The organism is Leptospira perdikensis, assembly GCF_004769575.1.
In the GTDB taxonomy this organism is placed as follows: Bacteria; Spirochaetota; Leptospiria; order Leptospirales; family Leptospiraceae; genus Leptospira_A; species Leptospira_A perdikensis.
This window is the reverse complement of record NZ_RQGA01000010.1, coordinates 90,772-110,141: the sequence shown is the minus strand read 5'-3', so window position 1 is coordinate 110,141 and position 19,370 is coordinate 90,772. Positions and strand designations below refer to the sequence as shown.

Genomic DNA, 19,370 nt, shown 5'->3' with positions numbered 1-19,370 from the left:
CATGTCGTATACATTTGTTGGGAAAAGCCTTACGTCAATTGATGTGAGGCTTTTTTTATGTTCGGATATATTTCTGAATCCAATTTCGATCTTGGATCGGAAACCCAAACCAGAATGCGTTTCTGACGGAAGCGGAGTCAAAAGTGCGGAGCTCGCCAGTCTGAGGAGGAATACCGAAAGCAAGTGGCAAAATACCCTGATGCAGTTCGCTGGTTTATCAAACGCAAAAACAAATTAAATAGTACCGAATATGCCTTTAAGAAAGTGGACATTTTAGAAAAGAAAATTGTAAAAGCCATGATCACTCATAGAAAAGATATCGATCCAGACTTAGAAAGTCGAAGACGTGAGATTGAAGACATCATCTATACGAATAGAGATAATTCGGGAAAGTTAGATAACTTATTTGGAAATCATTATGAGTATACTTCTGAATATTATAAACTAAAAATGTAGCTATTTGATTTGATCAATCCCATCCAGATGGATACTTGAAGCAATTTATAACTTCTTTCAAGAAATCTCTTCGCTTTCTGGACTTTCTACCCACAAAGCATGAACTGTATCAAAAAATTCTTTTACCTTCTGTATCTTACCTTGGTGCAGGGTAAATAGAAAATGATACTGGTTGTTATAATGTTTCCCGGTAGATTTTCTAATTGCATGAGATTCGGCGATAAGGCTCACTCGCTCCTCTTCTCCCGTCATCTCTTTCAAAGTGAACTGGAAGTTCTCAAACGCTCTGAAGATCATTTTAAATCCAAATGTAATCTTTTTAAAGTCGTAATCACCGGAAACGGGTATGTTTCCTACAATCCACCAATGTAAGTCTTCATCGAATAATTCGAATGCATCTTTCATATTTCGTTCATTCAAGTGTTTAAAAAAATCGATAACAATCTTTTTGTTTTCAGATACATTCATATGGAATTCCTTCGTAATGGATATTTTAAAAAACTAGAGCCAGTGTAGTGATCCAATCGGTCTACTTTGGTGATAGGTGCACTCTAGGTCGATCAAAAAAGTTAAGTTAAAATAGATCATTCATTTTTTTAACTTAATTCAATTTTCAGTGCACATTCCAATGAATCAAATTGAAAAAACTTTTGGAAACATTCGAAGTTGAATCCCTTTTTTAAACTGTTAAACAAACCACTTCGTATACTGTGATTGGTTTTGATTTTCCTTTGACAATGACTTGATCAATTTCACGAATTTCGAACCCATCATCTGATGAATATTTGCCGACTACTTGTTTGTAAGTGGCTTCCGAAATTAAAATAGGACAATGGTAATGTTTGGTTAATCCTTCAATTCGAGAAGCTAAGTTTACGTTGTCACCAATGACTGTATAATCTAACCTTCGGTCGGAACCAATGTTTCCAACAATGGCTTCGCCTGTATGAATCCCAATTCCCACTTGTAATTTGTCTTCTGGATTTGGCATCGTTTCGTTTAGTATTTCGATTTCACGAATCATAGCGACAGCGGATTTGACGGCGCGGAGAGCATCATCATCTCGTTTGAATGGAGCACCAAATAGGGTCATGATCGCATCACCGATAAATTTATCAATGGTGCCATTGAATTTAAATATGACCTCTGTCATGCGAGATAAATAATGATTTAAGAATTGAACCACTTCTTCGGCAGATCTTTGTTCTGAAAATTTTGTAAAAGATCTGATATCTGAGAAAAGAATGGTTACTTCTTTGTTTTCGCCACCAGGTTCTAGTTGTGCCTTGTTTTTATAAAACTCACTGACTAACTGTGATGGAAGATACCTTTCCATCATTTGTTTTGCATTGGCTTCTTTCACCATTTCGATATTGGAAACCGTAGTTAGATATCCCATTCCCAACATCATTGCCAATCCAAACATCATGGGAATCAAATCAAATGGGTAACCATCTTCTAATCCAATGGAGACCACAAGGAAGTATACAAATGCCAAAATAGCACCGTAGATCGTTCCTGCTTTCGAATGTCTCAGAAGATTGAACTGGAAAACAAACATGGCACTTGTCATTGCGATAAAATAGATGAGGCCGTTTCCTTTTAGAATCGTTGGGTCAAGAAAAATCATAAGCCCAATGATAAAATAGTCTAAGGTAATCGTGAAAAATTTTAAATACGGTTTGTAAGGTAAATAAAATAGAAAAACCAAAACAAGGGTGGCAAAGATTAGAAATAAAATATCCAATCCAACAGTGATGAGACTAGTGGGAACGATTGTGTAATGGATCCATCCAAAATAGGATAAACTATCTAAAATTGAAGTGAGTGAAAATAGGGCAAATCGAACAAAAGCGACTGTTTTTTCGTTTTTCATCTCCCTTGCAATTAAGATTTCATCAACTAATGAAAGTTTCATGTATTAAACCATATCAAAAATTTAGAGCTATTATTCCGAAATCAAATTGAAAAATAAAGATTTGGTTTTTTGAAAAAGTTCGGAATCTATCCGTCATGATAAGAGGTGTGTTGTGTGGAATGCGAGTCTATTTTATTTCACTGAGTTCCCTGTGAAAGGATCGGCGAATGGAGTGGTTTCTTGAATTTTCCCGCGTTAGGGAGACGAAGGGCTTGGTCACCTGCCATCGTTAGATGGCTGGGGACGGGAGCGTTAGCGGACCCCGGAGTGGCCCGACCCTTATTAGATCAAATCCAGTGACACGAACCCATTGGGAACGCCCTAAAAATTCCCACTAGTCCAGGCCGATCTTTCCATCTGCCCAGTAGGCACGAACCTTTAGTTTGTTAGTTGGTATGCCGGAGTTTTTTAAATAGTTTCTGACTTGTTGGATGGAACTTGCTCGACCGGTTAAAAAAACTTTTGTGTCGGGAATCTGCGAGATGCGGTCCACAATTTCTTGTGAAAGTTTTTGGAGATGTGATCCATCGGCGGATCGTTCTAGCATTCTCTGCCCAGTAACTCCTAATTTTTCGAGAGCCTCTTTGTTTGTTTCTACCGAAGTCAGCTCGAAGAATAAGTGAGATTTTTTCCCCACTTTGTTTTGCAAAACCTTCGCGATACCAAAAGAAGTTTCATCGCCGAATAGGATGGCATCTCCCTCAAGGTCCGAAAAATCCAATGACTCACGAGGGCCGAATACTTCGCATGTGTCACCAACTTTTAAGGTACTTAACCAATGGGAAGCAGGGCCATTGTGATGTTCGTAACATAAAAAAGAAAGTTTGCCTTCCGCTTTATCAACGTTAATGGGAGTGAAAGTGCGGTAGGTTAGATTTCCAACATCGACTTGTACTTTGCCACCGGGCACCCACTTTGACTCTTTTAATTTTTTCCCCGTCATTTCGATAAGGACGAATGTATTCGTTAGCCGTTCTATTTTTGAAATTTTAGTTTGAGTTAAAAAAATACTGAAGACCGACTTTAAGCTACGTTTGAAAAATGAATTTGGTTCCGACATTTAATTCTCCTATGAATGTGTGTCCGCTTGTTTGTAATGTTTCAAGCGATCCGTGAGATAAGTATAAAACAATTTTCTTCCGTGCAGCCGTGGAAGAAAAATAGAATCATAAACCGAAAAATACGATTTTTTTGATAAAGGGAAACTAATCTTTTCCAAAGTATTTTCCTAAAATTGGGTCTCTAACAAACAGAACCGTTAAGAATCAATTCGGAAAGCAAAAAAGGAAATATTTTACGAATTCTACTGTGAATCACAAAATGGTGAAACTGGAATTTATCCGTTATGAAAATAAGTAAAACCATCCTTAATTATTTATCTGAATTAAAATTAAATAACAATCGAACCTGGTTTATTGAAAACAAAGATCGGTTTACTGAAATCCAGAGTGAATTAGTTTTACTCACTGGTTATTTTTTATCAGAGATAGAGAAGTTTGATAAAAGTTTAAAGGGTGTTGATCCCAAGTCTTGTATTTTTAGGATTTATAAAGATGTTCGTTTTTCTAAAGATAAAAGCCCTTACAAAACTCACTTCGGAATTTTTATGAGAGGTGGGAATCGGAAAATTGAAGGAACGGGTTATTATCTTCACATCGAACCAAGTGAATCCCTAATCGGTGGTGGGTGTTATATGCCCGACCCGAAATCATTATTTAAAATCAGAGAAAGAATCATAGCGGATTCGAAAACTTTAAAAACAATATTTGAGGACCGTAAGTTCATCCAAGATTTTGGAACGGAATTCTATGCAGAGAAATTAAAAACAGCTCCCAAGGGATTTGATAAGGAACATCCCATGATTGAATTTTTGAAATACAAAGGATTTGCCGTAGCCAAAAAAATAAAAAATTCAGACTTAACTTCAAATCACTTTGCGAGCGAAACTGTAAAAACCTTTCAAAACCTATATCCCTTGAACCAGTTTTTGGAAAAGGCAATGGATCGAAAGTAGAACGAAAAAGCACAATCTGAATTTACTATTTTGACAGTTAAAATAAAACCGAAGCTAGGATCTTTTTTATTTTTTGGATTTTTGTAAGAAAAGATAAGAAACAAAAATGATTACAAGTATGGAATCGAAAACAAGAGCAATTCCCGACTTCATTAAAAAAGATGATCCATAAATCAGATTGAGTAGAACAAAAATACTTTTACTCAACGAAGCCACAACGAGAACTAAGTTACGATTTGGTTCGTTATAAGCTCCATAAATGAGCATCCCACCCACAATAGTGATCAAGGCAGCCCAATTACGAACGATGATATTGGCTAAATCGCCGTTTAACGTATCTCCAAAGGTTAACATAAGTCCTAAACTTGGATGTAACGCAGAAAGTAACATGGAACAGGTGATGATTCCGGACCCGAGCATAATCCATTTGATATTGGAAAAAATAAATTTCATTCTTTATACCTCGGGACTAACAGGAACAGAAAGGGAAATAAAAGCGAGTTTTATTTCTTTAGCTTTTCCTTTGAATTTTGAATTCTAGCTCTTTCGGGTACCGTGCTCGAAAAAAGATCTTCTTTGTGAACGGAGCGATGGTTTGTTGAGAATATTGTATAGCTTGGATTAGATAAATCAGTAGAAGCACCGAATAAAAATCGTTCGATTCGATTGTTTTTTTATGATAAGCACGGGCACCAGAATGTGGGGATGTGAGGATTAAGAAAAATATTACCAGCGAAATAAAATATGTATGAATTTATATTCGGAGTTACTAATGCGTTTGCGAATTGACTTTGTTTATGATCCAGATTTTGAAATCAATTTCTGTTTTTCCCTAATTTGATTGTTTGCATTTTTGAATGACTTCTGAAATTTTACATTGATTTAAATAGCAAGTCGTGTTTTTTTCCAAGATAGTTTTAGCTTAAAGAGATTTTGATTTTAGGGGGAAAAATGAATAAATTAAAATATATTGGTATCTCCATTGTCACCTTGATTGTCCTTGGGATCGCATTTTACGGTTATATGGGTGGGTTTCAGCAAGTGACGGTGAGTCGCGAATCATTTGGTCCAGCGGAAGTTTACTATACAACCCATAAGGGAGCTTATGAAAACATAGGGGCCAGTTGGGAGAATTTTCAGAAAGATTGGGAATCCGTTGGAATTACCGATTGTGATAGTTTGGCAATTTATTTGGACAGCCCTGATACAGAACCTGAAAAATTACGATCTGTTTTAGGTTGTCGATTGGAAGGGCTTTCTCCAGAACAAAAAAAACAAATAGAAGGTAAGTTTAAAACTTTTTATATGCCTAAGATGAATGGACTGGGTGCTTCTTTCCCATTTAAGAATTTTTTGTCATATTTTTTAGCGCCGACCAAAGTGTATCCAAAGTTCCAAGAAATACTAGTTGCTGAGACGGCGGAAACTTCTGTGGCGATTGAAATCTACGGAGGTTCTTCTAAAACTGTAGATAAGATCGGATTTTTTATGCCTGTTGGTGTTAGTCGAGAAGTGTTTAAGTCTTTGGAAGAAGCGTTTCAATAATAAAGTTTAAATTAACCCGCGTTAGGGATCGGTAGGGCTTGGTCCGCCATAGGGCGGACGGGAGCGTTAGCGCACCCCGGAGGAGCCCGACCCGGTATTTATCAAATTTCAAAATAAAAACAAAATTGGGAACGCACAAGTTAATAAAATGCAATTCCATAATATGATAACATTGTATTGTATGAATCTGATTTGGTTGTGAGAATTATGAAGATGCGTATAAAAATTTTGTTTTAAGAGGAATGTTATGCAATTGTTGCGTTCTAGGAAAGTTGTAGCCGTTTTTGGTATTTCCACATTGTTTGTTTCTCTCATTGGACTTTTTATGTATCCAAGTCAAGCGGCATTGAGTGAAGGATTTAGAACTCCAGTCATTGCTTTCGAATTTGCGCAATCAACAGAAGATTTAAAATTTTTAACGGGAAACGAAGAAGTAACAAAAAAACTTCGCTCTGAAATGAGGGTAGGTCAAAAGCTCGATATCTTTTTTCCTTTTTTATATGCCGGTTTCATGTTTTTTCTTGTATTCTCTGAAATTAAAAAAATAAATCCGTTCACTTGGTTGGGTTTTGTTATTAGTATAATCATTGTTCCCTGTGATTTGTATGAGAATTACATTATGGATCAAATTTTATTTCGTTTGGATAGACTAGAAGATTTTCGTGACTTACTCTCACACCTAGAAGTGGCTACTTGGTGGAAATGGGGAGCTATAGCGATTGTTATGTTTGTTTTGTCTTCGATTTATTTTTCCACTAAACAGTGGTTTAATGGAATGATTTCTTTTTTTCCTGGTGTTGCAATTTTTTGCACTTGGATTTCTGGTTCCAATGGGTACGTCGCAGAAGTCATGATGATTTTTGTTTCTTTCTTTTTTATTTATTTTGGGATTCGTAGTTTTATTCTGTATCGAAAATTTGAGACAACTTGATTGGATTTGGTTCTTTAATTTAAAACGATGAAACAATTTTTGATCTGGGATGATTTTGCTACTTATCGTGGAGACGGTTTCTCAACTCAGAGGCACAGCCATTTTTATATTCAGATCAGTTTGCCTGATTCTGGATATGTAGAATTACGTACGTTTGGTGGTGATTGGAAAAAATATCACGCGGTTTGTATTCCTTCTGGTGTGAGTCATGAAATGCGATCTGCCGAAGGAAATCTCACATTGCTTTATTTGGACCCTTTAACCACAGGATATCATCTTTTTCGTGATCGGAGTTTGACTGCAAATCACTCTGCATTTGAAGTTGGGGATTTGTTTACCGAAACGATAAAACATCGAATCCAGGAAATTTTGAACCTATCAAATACAAACGTTCGTTCTTTGTTATTAGAAATCATTAACAAAGATTTTGTTTATCCAACAAACCGTATCATGGATGTTCGCATTCAAAAGAGCATTCAAAATGTAGAAATCGAAAATTTTTCACTCCAACGTTTAGCTTTGGAAGCATCTTTGTCTGCGGAACGGTTTCGTCATTTATTTCGAGCGGAAACCGGTGTTCCTTTTTCTGTTTATCGACTTTGGCTGAAAACAAAGAAGGCTGTGGATTATTTGGCGAATCATCCTCATTTATTGGATGCGGCTCATGAAGGAGGGTTTGCCGATCAATCTCACTTTACCCGTATTTTTCGTAGATCCTTTGGGGTTGGTCCTTCCGATTTTACAAAAAAGAAAGAACCTTTTTCTGCCATTTTCTTCTCTCGATAGCCGTTCCGTTCAAGACTGATTTTTTAAATCTGATATTGTATTTGTTTCGGAGAGAAAGAGATATGAGTTCAAAAGTTACGGCGAAAAACCTCGCAGAATTGTTTTATGAGAGTGCCAAGAAGTATGGTGATAAACCAGCCTTTGGAACAAGGAACAATCTTAAACAATTTGTTACGATTAATTTCAGTGAATTATATGAAGTTGGCCTCGCTCTAGCTACTGGATTAATCGAACTTGGGTTAAATGCTCGTGAACATGTAGCCGTTCTTTCTGATAATCGGAAAGAATGGATCATCGCCAATTATGGGATTATTCTCAGTGGAGCTGCAGATGTGCCACGCGGAACAGACGTAACTGATGGTGATATTCAATATATTATTCCACATTCTGATGCCAAAATGGTGTTCGTAGAAAATGAAACTACATTGCGAAAAATTGAGAAAAATCGGAATGATTTACCAAACATAACCTATGTGATTCTTATGGATGAGGAATCTATTTTAAAAAACACAAAAGATAATTTAGACAAAAGAATACAAACTCATTCGAATGTCCAAACGATTTCTAATACCATAAAAATGAGTGATCTGATCGCAAAAGGGAAAAAGTTGCGGGAGTTAGGTGATAGGCGGGTAGAGGAACGAGTTGCCGCAATCAAACCGGAGGATTTATTTACCATCATTTATACATCGGGAACCACGGGGGAACCAAAAGGTGTGATGTTAACTCATACAAATATGATTTCGCAGTTGCGGAATATTCCAATTTCAATTGGTCCGAAAGATCGATTTCTTTCTATTCTACCTGTTTGGCATAGTTTCGAAAGAGTTTTTCAGATGGGAACCATTGCTATGGGCGCCTCACAATACTATACGAACGTTCGAAACATTCGTGAAGATCTATCCATCGTAAAACCTACTTTTATGGCCTCCGCACCGAGGCTTTGGGAAAGTATTTATCAAGCAATGCAAACAAAGATACAAACAGGTTCTTTCCTTAAAAAAATATTATTTAAGGCTGCCTATCACTCTGCTCTTCGCATACAAAGATCACTCCATTTTTTTAAAGGGAACCAGTTGGATCTGAATGGTCGGAATTTTTTGCAGTCTGTTTTACTTTTTATTTTCTCTCTGTTTACATTCATCATATTTCTGGTTCCCTACTTGATCCTTGATACTCTAGTTTTAAAAAAAATTAGACAAGTGACAGGTGGGAACTTAAGAGGCACTGTTTCTGGTGGGGGAGCTTTGCCTTTACACATTGATGAGTTCTTCAACACGATCAGAATTCCCGTATTTGAAGGGTATGGATTGACGGAAACTTCTCCTGGTCTTGCGTTCCGTACACCAAAACATTTGGTTGTTGGCAGCGTGGGACCCTTGTTTCCAGAAACAGAAATTATGCTGAAAGATATAGAAACTGGTAAAGTATTATATCCTCCTGAAAAAGGAATCAAAGGCGAAGTGCATGTACGTGGACCTCAGATTATGAAAGGTTACTACAAAAGACCTGATATTACCACCAAAGTATTGTCAAATGATGGTTGGTTTAATACAGGAGATCTTGGGATCATGACGTACAATGATACACTTAAGATTGTTGGTAGAACTAAAGAAACAATTGTTCTTCTTAACGGCGAAAACATTGAACCTGTACCTATTGAAAACAAACTTTGCCAATCTCCTTACATCGACCATGTGATGGTTGTCGGTCAGGATCAAAAATACTTAGGTGCATTGATTTTACCTGCACTTGATAAATTCAAAGATTACGGATCTACTTACGAACAACTGGCAACAAATCGTTCCGTTCAGCAGAAAATGGAACAGGAAGTGAAGAATATGATTCGTACGGAAAATGGATTTAAAAGTTTTGAAAAGGTCGTCGAAGTAAGACTTCTCCCAAAGGCATTTGAAGTTGGGGATGAATTGTCGGCAAAATTATCGATCAAAAGACATGTTGTCACTGCTAAATATCAATCTTTGATTGATTCGATGTATTTGGAAAAAATAAAAGTTTCTGTTGATTAAAAACGATTTTTTTAGGAGATGATCGCAACTGCTTTGTAGGAAAAACAGTTGCGATTATTTTCTTTTATGATGAGGGTCGGAAAATTATTCTGTAATAAAAATCGCCTCCGCTTCGTTATAAGAACCGCCTCCAGGATTGAGACAACCTGTTTGGTTGGTGGTTTGGTTTGCAAATCCACCTTCTGCATAATAATTTCTTGTAGTTAAGCCACTGTCTCCAGGATAAGTGCAACGTCCGGTTCTTGTTGGACTGTATACTGCCATTTGAACAGCACAGGTGTTTGTTGTGGCTGGTCCAGTCCCCATTGTATCATAACATAGATTAAACGTCCATCCGGAGTAAGTTAATTTAGCTGAAGAGGTTGGCACTACTCCGCTATTGGCCACTTGCAAATTATAAGTACCACCGAAACCACTGATATGTTTTGCCATAATGTAAACAGTTCCTGCATTCAGTGCAACGCGATTGAATTCTGCCCCCGTCATTCTTTTTTCAGCAAAAGGAATGGGGGTACCGTTCAAACTTGTAAAATAATATAAATCTAAGTCAAAAGCTCCATGACCTAAAGTATTAAAAACATGCGTTGCTGTGGTTGCCGTAATTTGGAAAAAACTTTTATTGTCTCTGGCATCAATCGGACGAGAGGTTCCTATCGGTTGGTTGATCGCCCAACTGAGTATTGGCCTGTAACGAACCTTTGTAGAATAAACACTGGCTCCATCTTTTTCGACTACAAAATCAACGGCTGCATTTTCCGTTATGCCTGGGATTGTTGGCATCGTGAATTGGATGGTGTCGGAAGCTGGTGAGGAAACACCCGTGGCTGTAATCCCACCCACTTTCACTGTAATTCCTGAGGTTTTCCCTGAAAGTTCCGAATTCTTCAGCTGGTTTTGCGAGCCAGGATATCCCAATTCGAAGACGATATCAGTGGGAGCCAGAAGGAACAGAGCTAAGAGAGTGTTCTCAGTATCAGAAGAGTCCTTTTTTTTGCAGCCAAACAGACAAAGAAGGAAGGTGAATAGGAGGATCGGTTTCATAGCATATACGAAGTTAAATGGTTAGAAAAAATAGTAAATACGAAAATTCGGATTTATGAATATTGCGTGTTTTAAAAAAAACTATAAAAAAACAAGCGAAATGCAATATTCGTAAACATAATGCAAAAGTAGGGGGTTGGTTCCCTGGGTAAAACGATAAGAATTTTGATAATAATGTTTATGAGGGAGTGAATTCCTTTTTTGACCTTATGATTTTGGGTTAAATAGAAAATAAATAATCCAAATAATAGGTTTAAAATAATTACCTAACAAATATTAGAAATTTTTTTCCATATTGTTTTTATCGAATCGCCTATATCAACAACAGGCACTTACTAGTCCAGCATCCGAAGCCCTAATCAAGGGAGTTGGGCCACAATCGAAAAGTCCAAAATGTTTTGATTTATCACCAATGATTTGAAAATGGTCTTTGTAGTGAGTGGTAGAGACCATGTCTGCCGTATTACCACAAACTAACATTGGTTTTCCTGTGATAAAAACATGGTGATCATCTAATGTAAAATTATGTGGGGATCCGTCGATGGTTCCTTTGTAATATGCTACTTGCCCATAGTCTTCGCAACGATCTTCCAATGGAATGTTAAAGGCCCTAAATGTGATGGAATAAAAGTTGATATTCCCCACTTTTTTCTGAATTTCCGAGTTCAATAAATTAATTTTGGACTGAGAGACAATCCGAAAATCGTGAATTCCTAGTTCAGTGAGTAATCGTCTAAAATCTTCTGTATAAAGAGCTCCTCCCAAACATTCACCAAGTAAAACAGGATCTTTTTTGAGTTCTTCAGGAATTCTTTGGTCAGCAAATACATCGGAAAAATACAATTCACCACCTGGTTTTAAGACTCTAAATATCTCGGAAAAAACGGATTTTTTGTTAGGTGATAGATTCGTAACACAGTTAGAAACAACTAAATCGATAGATTTATCTTCTATACCACAGGATTTTAAGTTTTCAATATAACCTTTAACAAAAGAAACATTGGATTTTTTATAACCAAACTGTTTTTGATGGTATTCGATGTATTTATTTGCAACTTCTAATTGTTCGTTTGTCATATCGATACCAATCACGGATCCAAACTCTCCAACTAATTGAGATAATAGATAAACATCTCTTCCTGAACCACATCCTAAATCTAAAATTTTTCTGCCAGTAAGTGCGGGTGGAAAGGGGGATCCACACCCATAAAATTTATCTTTGATCACTGGGTGGATATTGGACAATAACGGTAAATAGGTGGAAGGTAAGGATTCAGTGCTACAACATGCAGAGGTTTTTAAATCTTTGTTTGTTTGGAGTATTTTTCCATAATAATTTTGTACTGCTTCCAATGTCTCATTTTCAGTATTTTTAGCCATCGATTTGGTTCCGATAAATTAGGTAAGTAAAACTAGGTTTATGATTTGTTTCACCTTTTTGATGTAAATCGAATCCTTTGTGGGAAGTTTTCAGTCCGCACAAAATAATGGTCTCTTATTGCATTGAATTGTTCTAAAAGTAAAATTACTACAATTTGAATTCTTAAGTTACCGCTATTTTACGAGGTATGATTTGGAACTATTGAACAAATACCAATTCGTTATTAGGTAGATTTTGTTGGGGTCGGGTGAATGATTGTTGGCAACCATTTCAGAAGAGTGTGTCTCAGATTTGTTAATCGAGCTGGTTTTATCAAAACTTCATCCATTCCTATGGCTATACAACGTTCATTTTCTTCGCTTAAAACATTTGCAGTATAACCGATGATAGGGATTCGTTTTTGATAGCTAAAGGTTTCCACATTTCGAATCTCTTTTGTTAATGCATAACCGTCTTTAATAGGCATGTTACAATCGGTAATGATGAGATCATATTTGTTTGTTTGCCATAACATGAGCGCTTTTTCACCATCTTCAGCACCGTCTACTTGAAGTCCCAAGATTTCAAGTTGGCGAATTAAAAGTTCCAAATTTACCGAGTTATCATCCACGGCTAAAATACGAGGGACAGCAGAGGGAGGATGAGTGATGGGTTCAATGGATGTATTCTCAGTTCCCAATTGGTTTGAATTTTTTAGATCAAGATTAGCGATAGGAAGAGGTAATGTGATGCTGAATGTAGAACCTACACCCGGTTCACTATCAATCGTGATCGTACCATCCAATAAATCTGCCAATCGTCTGCAGATGGCAAGCCCAAGGCCAGTGCCACCATACAACCTCGCTGTATCAGCAGTAGCTTGTGTGTAAGTTTGAAACAATTTGGTTTGGTCTTTTTTACTAAGACCTATTCCTGTATCTGTGACCGAAAATTGAATTTGTTGTGCATTGGTTAGATTTTTAACCAATGTTGCAGAAATCTTTATATTTCCTTTTAAGGTGAATTTAATTCCGTTACTGACAAAATTATTGATAATTTGCGATAGGCGTAGCGGATCCATAATATGTGCATCCAAAATATTTTCGTCAACACTATATGTTAATATTAAACCTTTGGCACTTGCAATATGTAAATAAGTTGTTACCACTTCAGATAGAAGTTGGTTGATAGATGTTGGCTGTAGTGATAATTCTAATTTACCTTCTTCTATTTTTGACCAATCAAGAATGTCACTTAAAATACGTAGTAAACTGTTCCCGGATCCTAGAGCATTTTTAACCATACTTCTTTGATCATCACTTAAGTTAGTTTGAAAAAGTAATTCTAACATTCCTATGAGCCCGCTAAGTGGTGTACGAATTTCGTGACTCATTGTGGCAAGGAATGAATCCTTTGCTTTGTTTGCTAGTTCAGCGTCTTCTTTTGCTTTTTCTAAAAATGTTTTTGCTGCAAACTCTTCTGAAATATCTCGAAAAACTAAAATGGATCCAATGATCTGGCCTGATTTATTTCTTATTGGTGCGCAGTTATCTGAAAGATTGATCCTTCTTCCATTTCGATGGATTAGAATTCCATCTTGACTATTTACCTTTGCTTTCCCGGTCGATAGGACTTCAAATATTGGAATATCTTTGGTTATGCCAGTTTTTGCATTTACTAATTTTAATACTTCGTTTACATTTCGACCAATTGCTTCACTTTCAGTCCATCCAGTTAACCCTTCTGCTACTGGATTTAAACGGTTGATGATACCATATTCATCTGTGGCAAGTACAGCATCACCTATCGAACTTAAGGTGATAGATAAGTTTTGTTCGCTATTTAATAGAGCTTCATTTTTTTCAATGACTTCTTTGGCACGAGTAATCACTTCGGATTCCATCTTTGCGATTCGCTCTGACATATCTTCAGTAACTTCTGATTGTTCTAATTTTTGTTGTTTTAAATAAACAAATTCGGTAACATCTTCCGCACAATGAACAATACAAATTAAGTTTCCGGCTTTATCTAACACTGGAGAGTTTCTAGGGCTCCAATACCTAACTTCAAATCCACTTCCATCAGGTTTAGAAATATCATATTTTTGTAATGTCATTGTGCTAGAAACTTTGTAGTTAAGCACTTGCATCAAAGAAGCTCTGAGTAGTTTGACTCCATCAGCATTTTTATCATTTGGATTGTCCGGGAATATTTCAAAAATATTATGTCCTACTACTTTATCTCTTTCAATCAATGTGGCTTTCGCATAGGCATCACTGATGTTGATGATATTAAAGTCTAAATCTAAGAGCATATAAAGCTCGGGAAGAGCCTCAAAGACGTTTTGGAAATTTAAAATTGGATTTGTTTTCTCTTGGGGAGTCGGTTCCGACCTTTGCTCTTTTGAATCCATATTTCTTAATCCATTCTAGTGGTGAAAAAGCGTAAAAAAGAAGGGCACCATGAAACAAAACTATAGGCAATCAGAAAATATACTGATGTAGCGAGATAATTGTAATAAATTTCCCGATGGTTTGTTTTCTGTTTCTTCTCTTAGTGAAAGAACTAAAGCAGTGATAAAAAAACACAAAAATGCTATTTTTTTTAGGATCCATGCAATAAATGAAAACCTGCGTTATGCGAACACGGTTCTTGAATGTCGGAACGGATTAGGGAAATCCTATTTTTTACAGTGATGTAAATATTGGTTGTGTAGACAATCAACTGACTCGGATTTTGTTATTTAAACAATAAAATAACACCGCCGATATCATCAGTTGTAGATTTGATTTTCTCTAACAATTTAGATAAATTTTCTCCTTCTGAAAATGTTGCTTTTACGTTTGAATCCATCGCTTGTGCCACATCAGAAATTAACTTTTGTGAGTTATTTTGATCTGTAATGTTTTCGTTGATCTCAGCTAACATTTGTGAAAGTTGTTCGGATTCGAAAATTAATTTCTCTTTGATTTGAATTTGGTTTGTTGCCGATTCGGAAATGAAATCAATTTTTTCGAAAATTTCTTTTACTTCTCCAATGATTTCTTTGTATAACTGGTTGGTCTCGTTAATTTTTTGACGGTTAAGAGTTACTTCTTCTTTATTCCGTTTTACGTTATTATCAATTTCTTTGATGCTATTGGAGGTTTGAGTTGCTAGTTTTGATACTTCTTGGGCAACAACAGCAAAACCACTTCCATATTCGCCGGCTCGTGCCGCTTCGATAGAAGCATTGAGTGCTAGTAAGTTAACACGTTCCGAAATTTCTTTAATGACAATGACCATCCCTTCAATTTTGCCGGAACTGACAGCAATGTTCTCAATGACGTTCGCCATTTCTTCCATCGCCTTATTACCTTTTTGAATTTTATTTGAAATACCAAATGTTAAATTTTTTGATAAGTTACTATTTTTTTCTGACTCATTGATGTGTTCGGAAAGAAGTTTGATACTTTCAGAAACTCTAATCAAAGTCGAATAATTATTCGTAGAAGCATTTTCTATATTTGTCATGTTGTCCGTCATTTTACGGACTGTTAAATCTAAATTCTGCGAATAGTCTTTTTGACTGATTAAACTTGAGTTAAACGAATCGTCAGCTAACTTTGCATTATCGACGGAAGCTTTTAACCCTTTTGTTGCATCTTTTAATAATGAAATAATGTCTTGAAAGATATGTAATAGTTCAAATAAGGATAGTAGTATTGAATCAACTTCACTTTTTTTGTTCAATTTTGATTTGAGCGAAGGTTCAATGTGTAAACTACCATTGATTGCATTGGTTATTGTCTTTTTGATAACCAAAAATTGTTTTTTATAACTTTTAATTTGTTTGAAGGCAAATAACACTGTGACAAGCGAGAGGATAAGTCCAGTCGCTTGTAAAAGAGTGATGACCCAACTTAGTTTTGATGTATCATATAGTTGATACACCAAAGTGGCAAGTTGGGTTGTGATCAGTCCAATCGATAAAACTAAGTATTGGGTTGTTTTGTTAAATTTCATGAATGGAATCTAAACTGACTCCAGCCATTTGTATCCTTCTTCAGGTGTTTCGAAAATTTTAACTTCGATGCCATTTGTAGCAAAAAAATCGACAAGGTTTTTTTCAGACATAGCAGACAATGCTGATTGCGGTTGGATCAGTGCCCACTTTTTCCAGCCAGCTTTGATGGCTCTTGGAGTCCAGTCGTTGTTCAGCCATTCTACATCTTCTGCAGTATGTGTGCCCATATTTCTGTTATCGGACAACCACTTGACTGCTTTATTGTTAATGAGCGCCTCAACTCCTTTGTCTAAACTGTCTTTTAAATTAGCTCCAGTGTTTTTTCCTGTCTGTGTAAGAACGACGATCTTTTTATCTTCCAGGTATTCTGTCACAGCTGTGGGGCATTGAAATATAATCATTCGAATTGAACCTTCTTGTTGAAGTGATTGGTATTTTCTTAAGACGAAAATTGCAAGGTAATTCTATTTCGAGTGATTCCTTTTTTTTGTTTTGTTGTTCGATGCTGACACTGAGATGTCATACGCGCATGAGAATCATTTCATTTTTTATGTGGGAGTCCATATTGAACTTGATTAGATTTCTGATCATTTCTGGGTCTCAGTTTTAAAAAATTCCACCATTTTTGGTAATAGAATTTTTGTATCTACCATATGATCTTGTTTTGGCACTCCTTGTAAAAGAGAAGTTTGGATGGTTTGTCCCAGTAAACGAGATACCCTTTGAATTTCCTCGGGACTTTCTTCTCCGTAAGCAATACAAATCGGTATTTTGATTTTTGATAATCTTTCTGTAGGTGCGAGATTTTCAGTAAGAGCAATATCATAAAGAAGGGTTGGTGCCAGTTTTACAGTTCTTTTCCAACCTGGAGTGAGCGGTAAAAAAAATGTAAATATCCTTGGCATACCAATGGAAACTAGAAACTCATCAACGGCTTTAGAGTATTTTTCTTCGGCAAGTAGAGTTTTGACTTTTTCTTTTGTTAGCTGATAATCTTTATATTCTTTTTCGTTTGATACATAGGATGGATCATAAATATAAACTTTTTTAACTTTGTTTGTTAAAGTGAGCGCGGCTTCCATAGCTAATACTGCACCTGAAGAATGACCGTAAATGTATGCTGATCCTCCGGCCGCATCGATTAATGCTTCTATATCCTGTATTTCCGATTGGATGGAATAGGTTTCTGTATCTCCGCTATCACCTCGGCCACGCCTATCGTAATTATAAACAGTAAAATTTTCACTAAGAGCCTTTGCATCATCAATGATCGGTTGGAACTTTCTATGGCAAATGGCTCCCGTAATAAAAATTAAGGCTGGGCCGGATCCGATTTTTTCATACGCAATGTTCGTTCCGTCTTTTGAAATTACTTTTAAAAATGGTTCATTGTTATTCGAAGAACTGTTACAAGCTGTGCTCGCTAATGCAATGCTGATACTGGTAAGTGCAATAAAAAGGATTTTCATATCTTCTCCCATGTTTCTTATCTCCCATTGTAAAATTGTTTGACCCGGATTGGTTTAGGGATTATTATAGAACTAGACTGTCTAGTACTATAATTTAGTAATAGTTGATTGAAAGTTGTCGTCAAGACGTTTTTTAATAGGGTTTGTGTGAATGAGTCAATACGAAGAGAAACATCAGTTTATATTAAGTGCAGGTACTCAAGTTTTTTTAAAGAAAGGGTATCTGGGCACTAATATGGAAGAGATTGCAACGGAAGCTGCTGTTTCCAAACAGACGGTATACAAACATTTTGCTAGCAAAGAAGTTCTATTTACAGAAATTATTACGAACTTGACCTCTCGGAAAACCGCTGATTCTTATCAGAGTTTAAAACCGACCAGCGAAGTAAGGGATATAAAAAAATTCTTAGTTGGTTATGCTATCGGAGAACTTTCTGTTTTACTCACTCCGGAAGTCATCAGGCTTCGGCGACTTGTGATTGGTGAAGCGGACCGGTTTCCTGAATTAGCAGCATCTTTTTATAAAAATGGTCCTCAAGTGGCTTTTACCAAACTAGCAGAATTGTTTCATCATTTTTGCAAACAAGGTTTGTTACAAATGGTTGATAAAAAAAAAGCAGCAGAAGATTTTAATTGGCTAATTTTATCTGCCTATTTGAATCAGGCGATGTTTCTTGGTGACTCAAGTTTACCGAATCAGAAAGAAATTCGTAAACATGCTGTACATAGTGTATCTTTGTTTCTGAAGTTTTATGGAAAAAATAGAAAGTAAATAATCTCGTTGAATATCGTCAACTCGGGAGAGGTAAGTTGTATGACAGAAAAAAGATATTGGAAAAATTCAGAACCCTATCACCTTGTCGAAATCCTAATCGAAGGAGATCATGTTATTTTTAAAGATTGGTTTGATACAGGGAAGGATCCTAATCGTTATGATTGGAAGTTTGAAGAAATTTTGAATGGATCTGGAAAATCTGATATTGAATACCATTTGGGTTCTGGTGTTTATTTGGAAATTTTGGCGGAAGTGAAAACTAGATTGAAAAAATAAGAACAAAAGTTTAGAATTTACTTATCTTCTAGTTGGTAAGTTTAATTCAATCTACGATTGTGATTTTGATCCATTTGGCTTTATTATATTAGTTTCCTCATTTGATTCGAAAACATCATCTTCCATAAAATCATAAGTAGTAAATCCTAATAAGAAGTCGGTAAATTCACTAAAGTTAAATCCGGCACGAACACCTAAAAATAAACCTAAAGAAACTTCGACACTTACCGGTTGGTTGCAGTGTTTTTTTCCTGAACTAGTTTTTTTATCCGTAAAAAACACTAACATCATCACGTTGGATGCATCATAGGATTTTTTTCGACTTCTTTTTAAATCAGGATAAATAGATCTATGTTGGTTGGAATTGAGAATTATAAATGAATTTCCCATTTGGTTCGTAAAGGTTTTGTTACTTGGTCCACCAAAGATTCCAATATCATCAACACCGCCAGCTTTGTACAAACCAAGATGTCCGTTCCGTAAACCGATTCCTTTTGCGTTTTGGTTGATATTAGCTCCTCCTCCCAAACACCATACCCAAAACCCGGCACCATAATGGTTTGTTTCCACTCCGAGTGTGAAAGAATCCGCAAGGTCCAAACTCCTATTTGTTAAATAGTTTCCTGTGGATTGGCAAGTGAATAAACTAATAAAAGAAAAAAGAATGAATAATATTTGTTTTGTTAACATCTGTTAGTTAAAACAATTCTAATTGATTAAAAAAGTCGATACATTTATTCTTTCTTTTTTAGTTGCATTATCT

Annotated in this window: 19 protein-coding genes; 8 read left to right on the top strand and 11 right to left on the bottom strand. The window is 36.1% G+C overall.

The window, feature by feature from the left end; all coding sequences use genetic code 11:
• The first annotated feature begins 183 nt into the window (after positions 1–183).
• Positions 184–456, top strand: coding sequence for a hypothetical protein (locus EHQ49_RS10025; RefSeq protein WP_244241431.1), 273 nt, complete (start codon positions 184–186; stop codon positions 454–456).
• A gap of 57 nt (positions 457–513) precedes the next feature.
• Here EHQ49_RS10025 and EHQ49_RS10020 read toward each other — a convergent pair whose 3' ends face one another.
• The 3 genes from EHQ49_RS10020 to EHQ49_RS10010 form a co-directional block, all read right to left on the bottom strand.
• Positions 514–924, bottom strand: coding sequence for a nuclear transport factor 2 family protein (locus EHQ49_RS10020; protein ID WP_135578967.1), 411 nt, complete (start codon positions 922–924; stop codon positions 514–516).
• Between the two features lie 211 nt (positions 925–1,135).
• Positions 1,136–2,374, bottom strand: a complete 1,239-nt coding sequence (locus tag EHQ49_RS10015) for an adenylate/guanylate cyclase domain-containing protein (RefSeq protein ID WP_135578965.1) — start codon at positions 2,372–2,374, stop codon at positions 1,136–1,138.
• 334 nt (positions 2,375–2,708) lie between these two features.
• Entirely contained in the window at positions 2,709–3,434 is a 726-nt protein-coding gene (locus EHQ49_RS10010) for a siderophore-interacting protein (RefSeq protein WP_135578963.1), read from the bottom strand.
• A gap of 285 nt (positions 3,435–3,719) precedes the next feature.
• Between EHQ49_RS10010 and EHQ49_RS10005 the strand changes: the two genes are divergently transcribed.
• Positions 3,720–4,388 carry a DUF2461 domain-containing protein gene (locus EHQ49_RS10005; protein ID WP_135578961.1) on the top strand — a complete coding sequence of 223 codons (669 nt, stop codon included), beginning with the start codon at positions 3,720–3,722 and terminating at the stop codon, positions 4,386–4,388.
• Between the two features lie 66 nt (positions 4,389–4,454).
• Here EHQ49_RS10005 and EHQ49_RS10000 read toward each other — a convergent pair whose 3' ends face one another.
• Entirely contained in the window at positions 4,455–4,841 is a 387-nt protein-coding gene (locus tag EHQ49_RS10000) for a hypothetical protein (RefSeq protein ID WP_135578959.1), read from the bottom strand.
• 498 nt (positions 4,842–5,339) lie between these two features.
• Between EHQ49_RS10000 and EHQ49_RS09995 the strand changes: the two genes are divergently transcribed.
• From EHQ49_RS09995 to EHQ49_RS09980, 4 genes are all read left to right on the top strand, one after another.
• Positions 5,340–5,933, top strand: coding sequence for a hypothetical protein (locus EHQ49_RS09995; RefSeq protein ID WP_135578957.1), 594 nt, complete (start codon positions 5,340–5,342; stop codon positions 5,931–5,933).
• A 247-nt stretch (positions 5,934–6,180) separates the two neighbouring features.
• The gene (locus tag EHQ49_RS09990) at positions 6,181–6,864 is read left to right on the top strand and encodes a hypothetical protein (protein WP_135578955.1); all 684 of its coding nucleotides are present in this window, start codon (positions 6,181–6,183) and stop codon (positions 6,862–6,864) included.
• A gap of 27 nt (positions 6,865–6,891) precedes the next feature.
• A complete protein-coding gene (locus EHQ49_RS09985; RefSeq protein WP_135578952.1) occupies positions 6,892–7,650 on the top strand; it encodes a helix-turn-helix transcriptional regulator in 759 nt (252 codons plus the stop codon).
• Between the two features lie 62 nt (positions 7,651–7,712).
• Entirely contained in the window at positions 7,713–9,680 is a 1,968-nt protein-coding gene (locus EHQ49_RS09980) for an AMP-dependent synthetase/ligase (RefSeq protein ID WP_135578950.1), read from the top strand.
• Positions 9,681–9,764: 84 nt separating this feature from the next.
• Here the strand turns inward: EHQ49_RS09980 and EHQ49_RS09975 are convergent, their stop codons facing one another.
• From EHQ49_RS09975 to EHQ49_RS09950, 6 genes are all read right to left on the bottom strand, one after another.
• Positions 9,765–10,721: a hypothetical protein gene (locus EHQ49_RS09975; protein WP_135578948.1), complete on the bottom strand. Its 957-nt coding sequence runs from the start codon at positions 10,719–10,721 to the stop codon at positions 9,765–9,767.
• Positions 10,722–11,039: 318 nt separating this feature from the next.
• Entirely contained in the window at positions 11,040–12,101 is a 1,062-nt protein-coding gene (locus EHQ49_RS09970; RefSeq protein WP_135578946.1) for a methyltransferase domain-containing protein, read from the bottom strand.
• A 224-nt stretch (positions 12,102–12,325) separates the two neighbouring features.
• A complete protein-coding gene (locus tag EHQ49_RS09965) occupies positions 12,326–14,494 on the bottom strand; it encodes an ATP-binding protein (protein WP_135578944.1) in 2,169 nt (722 codons plus the stop codon).
• 326 nt (positions 14,495–14,820) lie between these two features.
• A complete protein-coding gene (locus tag EHQ49_RS09960; protein WP_135578942.1) occupies positions 14,821–16,086 on the bottom strand; it encodes a methyl-accepting chemotaxis protein in 1,266 nt (421 codons plus the stop codon).
• A 9-nt stretch (positions 16,087–16,095) separates the two neighbouring features.
• Positions 16,096–16,488, bottom strand: a complete 393-nt coding sequence (locus EHQ49_RS09955; RefSeq protein ID WP_135578940.1) for an STAS/SEC14 domain-containing protein — start codon at positions 16,486–16,488, stop codon at positions 16,096–16,098.
• Positions 16,489–16,674: 186 nt separating this feature from the next.
• Positions 16,675–17,556 (bottom strand): alpha/beta fold hydrolase, encoded by an 882-nt coding sequence (locus tag EHQ49_RS09950; protein ID WP_135578938.1) that lies wholly within the window; start codon positions 17,554–17,556, stop codon positions 16,675–16,677.
• Between the two features lie 151 nt (positions 17,557–17,707).
• Between EHQ49_RS09950 and EHQ49_RS09945 the strand changes: the two genes are divergently transcribed.
• Positions 17,708–18,328: a TetR/AcrR family transcriptional regulator gene (locus EHQ49_RS09945; RefSeq protein WP_135578936.1), complete on the top strand. Its 621-nt coding sequence runs from the start codon at positions 17,708–17,710 to the stop codon at positions 18,326–18,328.
• Positions 18,329–18,370: 42 nt separating this feature from the next.
• Positions 18,371–18,607 (top strand): hypothetical protein, encoded by a 237-nt coding sequence (locus tag EHQ49_RS09940; RefSeq protein WP_135578934.1) that lies wholly within the window; start codon positions 18,371–18,373, stop codon positions 18,605–18,607.
• A 51-nt stretch (positions 18,608–18,658) separates the two neighbouring features.
• On the opposite strand, the gene EHQ49_RS09935 is transcribed toward EHQ49_RS09940, so the two are convergent.
• Positions 18,659–19,297, bottom strand: a complete 639-nt coding sequence (locus tag EHQ49_RS09935; protein ID WP_135578932.1) for a hypothetical protein — start codon at positions 19,295–19,297, stop codon at positions 18,659–18,661.
• Positions 19,298–19,370: the final 73 nt, after the last annotated feature.

Coding starts and splice junctions, on each gene's coding strand:
- EHQ49_RS10015 (WP_135578965.1), bottom strand. CDS start 2,374: ATGAAACTTTCATTAGTTGATGAAATCTTAATTGCAAGGGAGATGAAA.
- EHQ49_RS09970 (WP_135578946.1), bottom strand. CDS start 12,101: ATGGCTAAAAATACTGAAAATGAGACATTGGAAGCAGTACAAAATTAT.
- EHQ49_RS10000 (WP_135578959.1), bottom strand. CDS start 4,841: ATGAAATTTATTTTTTCCAATATCAAATGGATTATGCTCGGGTCCGGA.
- EHQ49_RS09935 (WP_135578932.1), bottom strand. CDS start 19,297: ATGTTAACAAAACAAATATTATTCATTCTTTTTTCTTTTATTAGTTTA.
- EHQ49_RS09995 (WP_135578957.1), top strand. CDS start 5,340: ATGAATAAATTAAAATATATTGGTATCTCCATTGTCACCTTGATTGTC.
- EHQ49_RS10005 (WP_135578961.1), top strand. CDS start 3,720: ATGAAAATAAGTAAAACCATCCTTAATTATTTATCTGAATTAAAATTA.
- EHQ49_RS09955 (WP_135578940.1), bottom strand. CDS start 16,488: ATGATTATATTTCAATGCCCCACAGCTGTGACAGAATACCTGGAAGAT.
- EHQ49_RS10020 (WP_135578967.1), bottom strand. CDS start 924: ATGAATGTATCTGAAAACAAAAAGATTGTTATCGATTTTTTTAAACAC.
- EHQ49_RS09975 (WP_135578948.1), bottom strand. CDS start 10,721: ATGAAACCGATCCTCCTATTCACCTTCCTTCTTTGTCTGTTTGGCTGC.
- EHQ49_RS09965 (WP_135578944.1), bottom strand. CDS start 14,494: ATGGATTCAAAAGAGCAAAGGTCGGAACCGACTCCCCAAGAGAAAACA.
- EHQ49_RS09960 (WP_135578942.1), bottom strand. CDS start 16,086: ATGAAATTTAACAAAACAACCCAATACTTAGTTTTATCGATTGGACTG.
- EHQ49_RS09990 (WP_135578955.1), top strand. CDS start 6,181: ATGCAATTGTTGCGTTCTAGGAAAGTTGTAGCCGTTTTTGGTATTTCC.
- EHQ49_RS09950 (WP_135578938.1), bottom strand. CDS start 17,556: ATGAAAATCCTTTTTATTGCACTTACCAGTATCAGCATTGCATTAGCG.
- EHQ49_RS09945 (WP_135578936.1), top strand. CDS start 17,708: ATGAGTCAATACGAAGAGAAACATCAGTTTATATTAAGTGCAGGTACT.
- EHQ49_RS10010 (WP_135578963.1), bottom strand. CDS start 3,434: ATGTCGGAACCAAATTCATTTTTCAAACGTAGCTTAAAGTCGGTCTTC.
- EHQ49_RS09980 (WP_135578950.1), top strand. CDS start 7,713: ATGAGTTCAAAAGTTACGGCGAAAAACCTCGCAGAATTGTTTTATGAG.
- EHQ49_RS09985 (WP_135578952.1), top strand. CDS start 6,892: ATGAAACAATTTTTGATCTGGGATGATTTTGCTACTTATCGTGGAGAC.
- EHQ49_RS09940 (WP_135578934.1), top strand. CDS start 18,371: ATGACAGAAAAAAGATATTGGAAAAATTCAGAACCCTATCACCTTGTC.